This is a genomic window from Pelagibius sp. (genome assembly GCF_028281305.1).
In the GTDB taxonomy this organism is placed as follows: domain Bacteria; phylum Pseudomonadota; class Alphaproteobacteria; order Kiloniellales; family Kiloniellaceae; genus Pelagibius.
In genome coordinates this window covers 1-3,567 of the sequence record NZ_JANQKD010000019.1, presented here as the reverse complement: position 1 = coordinate 3,567, position 3,567 = coordinate 1, and the positions used below count along the sequence as shown (strand labels likewise).

The following is a 3,567-nucleotide window of genomic DNA, read 5'->3' as shown; positions in this document are numbered from 1 at the left end:
CGAAGACATCGTCGACTCCCCCTACCTGCCGGGGGTGGTGCGCTCCATCGTGGTGGAGACGGGCTCCGACGGGCCGGCGGCCTGGGTCGAGGAAAAGCGCGACCTGCTGGCGGACTACCAGGCCGCCTTCGGCCGCAAGCCCCGGGACAGCGTCCACGCCATTGCGATCTTCACCGACAACGATCAGACCGGGGAGCCGGTGGTCGCCCACTACGGCGCCGCCAACCTGCTCTGCGCCGGGGTGGCGGATTAGCGGGTTTTCGACTTACGTCGATGCGGTTCCAGCCCGCTCCCCCTCCCGGCCACCCCCCGATTGATTCATGGGGCCAGTATCCTATGGGTGGCCGGGAGGGGGAGCGGTCCGGTGCCGTCAAAACATGAAGGAGTCTACCGGGCTGTTTGCTCCTTCGCGCCCTCCGCTGCGGCGACCTTCCAGACCACGGCATTGCGCAGGTCGCTGTCCTCCAACTCGCGGGTCGTCTTGACCGCATAGCCGACCACCCGCTCCAGTCCCCCGCGCGGCAGGTAGGTACGCCCGGGATCGCCCATCAGCACCAGGCAGCGCGCATCGGCCAGGCTGCGCAGCCAGGCGGTGATCTTCTCGGCCGCCGGGCGCTCGTAGCAGACATCGCCGGCCAGCACCACGTCCCAGCCGGGATTGGCGCAGCCGACGAGGTCGTTTTCGCGCACGGCGATCTCGGTGCCGTTGGCTTTCGCATTGAGGCGGCAGGCGGCGCAGGCGAAGGGGTCGATCTCCACGGCCTCGACGCTGGCCGCGCCGGCCAGCTTGGCGGCGATGCCCTGGACGCCGGAGCCGGCGGCGAAGTCCAACACGCGTTTGCCGCGCACGACGGCCGGGTGGTCCAGCAGATAGCGGGCCAGCGCCTGGCCGCCGGCCCAGGCAAAGGCCCAGAAGGGCGGCGGCAGGCCCTGGCGTGCAAGTTCTTCCTCCGTCGCCTGCCACAGCGGCACCACCTCGCTGGCCAGGTGGAGTTGGATCTCCGGGATCAGCGGCGGTCGTTGCAGGCGGGTGTTGGCGCGCACGAAGTCGTCCGGTGCGGTGAGGGCGGCAAGAGTCATGGCGCGGGGCTCATCAGGAGAGCCCCAGCCAACCATGAAGCCAGGGGCTGCCGGCCCAGACAGCGGCCAGGAACAGCCAGCCGACGAAGCGGTTGGACTTGAACTTGGTAAGGCAGTCGTGGGGGGTGTCCATCTTCAGGGCCGCCACCTGCCAGAGCAGGTGGAGCGCGACCGCCGCCAGCCCGATCCAGAATGGCCAGAGCAGGCCCGCGACCGCGCCCGCCGACCCGAACAGCGCCAGCGCAACGCCGTAGAACACAAGCAGCCATGGCTTGGTGGCGGTGCCCAGCTTCAGGGCCGTCGACTTCACCCCGATGAGGACATCGTCCTCCTTGTCCTGGTGGGCGTAGATGGTGTCGTAGCCCAGGGTCCAGGCAATGCCGCCGAGATAGAGCAGCAGCGAGGGCCAGCCGAGGGCCCCGGTCACCGCCGTCCAGCCGAGCAGCGCGCCCCAACTGAAGGTCAGGCCGAGCCAGAGCTGCGGCCAATAGGTGATGCGCTTCATCAGGGGATAGGGGAAGACCAGCAGCAGGGAGGCGCAGCCGACGACGATGGTCAGCGCGTTCATCTGCAGCAGGATGGCGAAGGACGCCAGCAGCAAAAGCAGCAGGAAAACGCTTGCCTGAGCCAGGCTCACTTCGCCGCTGGGGATCGGCCGGTCGGCGGTGCGCGCCACCTTGGCATCGTAGTCGCGGTCCAGGATGTCGTTGACCGTGCAGCCGGCGGAGCGCATCAGCACGGCACCGAGGCCGAACAGCAGATAGAGGAACCAGGACGGGGCCACGCTGTTCTGCACGGCGGTGCTCTGGGCGGCATCGGCGAGGGCGATGGCCCACCAGCCGGGGAACAGCAGCAGCCAGACGCCGATCGGCCGGTCGAAGCGGGCGAGCCGCGCATAGGGCCGCAGGCCCGGCGGCGCCAGGCGCACCACCCAGTGGTCGGCGCGGATATCGCTGGCCGTGTTGGGGGCCGTGTCGGGGGCGGGGCTGGGCGCGCTGGCGTTCATGGCCTACTGTTTAGCGGCGAATCGGGCTGGGAGAAAGACGTGCCGCCGGAAGTCAATCATGGCAGGGGCTAGACCGTCGACGCGGCTTTATGTCGCCGACAGCCTGGCCGAGGGGCAGAGCCTTGGCCTGGAACGGGATCGCGCGCACTTCCTGCGCTCGGTCCTGCGGCTGGCGCCGGGCGCGAAGCTGGCGGTCTTCAACGAACGCGACGGCGAATGGCTGGCGGAGATCGAAGGGCTCGGCAAGGGCTGGTGTTCCCTCAAAGTCGGTGCCCAGCTGCGCCGGCCGGTTCCCGAACCCGACCTCTGGCTGGTCTTCGCGCCGATCAAGCGGGCGCGCATCGACTTCATCGCCGAGAAGGCGACGGAGCTGGGCTGCGCCCTGCTGCAGCCGGTGATGACCCGTTTCACCGCGGTCAGCCGGGTCAACGAAGAGCGCCTGGCCGCCAATGCCCGTGAGGCCGCCGAACAGTGCGAGCGGCTGAGCGTGCCCGAGGTGCGGGCCACCTGCAGCCTGGGCGCGGTGCTGGACGGCTGGCCGGAGGGTCGGCGCCTGATCGTCTGCGCCGAGTGGGGCGCGGCGCGGCCCATCGCCGAGGCGCTGCAGGCGGTTCGGGCGGAGACTCCAGGCCCCGCCGGGCCCTGGGCGATCCTCACGGGACCCGAGGGCGGCTTCGCGGAAAGTGAACTTGACGCTCTTCGCAAACTGCCCTTTGCTGTGCCCGTGGGCCTGGGGCCGCGGATTCTGCGCGCCGATACGGCGGCGCTGGCGGCCCTGGCCTGCTGGCAGGCGGTGCTGGGCGACGGCGCCGAACGGCCGCCGGCGGATCTGGCGGGCTTCCCGGCGGGCTGATCTGGAGGACCCGGACGATGGCGGACGGGGCGACGACGGGGATTGAAATCGCCGGTCTGACGGCAATAATCAAATAGCTCAAGTGTTGCGGCAGGTCCCGGCAAGAGGACCGCCTAAGGAATGCGACGAACGGGGCGGGGTTGAGATCCATTGTCGGGCGTGCCTGGGGGGCGGGTGCCGACACCACGCACGCGAAGGAAGCTCCTCCGGGTCTGAGACTGCTCCGGCACAAGGTAATCAAGACATGTCCGCTCCTCCCCAGGTTCAGGGTGAAACCCTGACCGACAAGGCGCAGCTGGTGGCCTATCTCGAAGCCGGCTGCAAACCCCCCGAAGACTGGCGCATCGGCACCGAGCACGAGAAGTTCTGCTACGCCCTGGCGGACTATCGCCCGCTGCCCTACCACGGCGACCAGAGCATCCACGCCCTCCTGACCGGGTTGCAGGACTTCGGCTGGAAGCCGGTCCTGGAGGGCGAGAACGTCATCGCCCTGGCGCAGGACGGGGCCAGTGTCTCGCTGGAACCCGGCGGCCAGGTGGAGCTCTCGGGCGCGCCGCTCAAGTCCATCCACGAGACCTGCAGCGAGGTGCACCAGCACCTCGACCAGATCAAGAGGGTGACCAAGCCC

Annotated in this window: 5 protein-coding genes; 3 read left to right on the top strand and 2 right to left on the bottom strand. The window is 69.4% G+C overall.

Going from position 1 to position 3,567, the window contains the following annotated elements; genetic code table 11:
- Positions 1-253, top strand: a 253-nt coding sequence (locus Q0982_RS05190) for a DUF3047 domain-containing protein (protein WP_299392543.1), incomplete at its 5' end; no start/stop codon positions are given.
- 134 nt (positions 254-387) lie between these two features.
- On the opposite strand, the gene Q0982_RS05185 is transcribed toward Q0982_RS05190, so the two are convergent.
- Positions 388-1,080, bottom strand: coding sequence for a methyltransferase (locus Q0982_RS05185; RefSeq protein ID WP_299392541.1), 693 nt, complete (start codon positions 1,078-1,080; stop codon positions 388-390).
- A 13-nt stretch (positions 1,081-1,093) separates the two neighbouring features.
- The gene (gene ubiA / locus Q0982_RS05180; protein WP_299392538.1) at positions 1,094-2,086 is read right to left on the bottom strand and encodes a 4-hydroxybenzoate octaprenyltransferase; all 993 of its coding nucleotides are present in this window, start codon (positions 2,084-2,086) and stop codon (positions 1,094-1,096) included.
- Positions 2,087-2,144: 58 nt separating this feature from the next.
- Between ubiA and Q0982_RS05175 the strand changes: the two genes are divergently transcribed.
- A complete protein-coding gene (locus Q0982_RS05175; RefSeq protein WP_299392536.1) occupies positions 2,145-2,939 on the top strand; it encodes a 16S rRNA (uracil(1498)-N(3))-methyltransferase in 795 nt (264 codons plus the stop codon).
- A 244-nt stretch (positions 2,940-3,183) separates the two neighbouring features.
- Positions 3,184-3,567 (top strand): glutamate-cysteine ligase family protein (locus Q0982_RS05170; protein ID WP_299392533.1); only part of this gene is annotated, 384 nt, incomplete at its 3' end.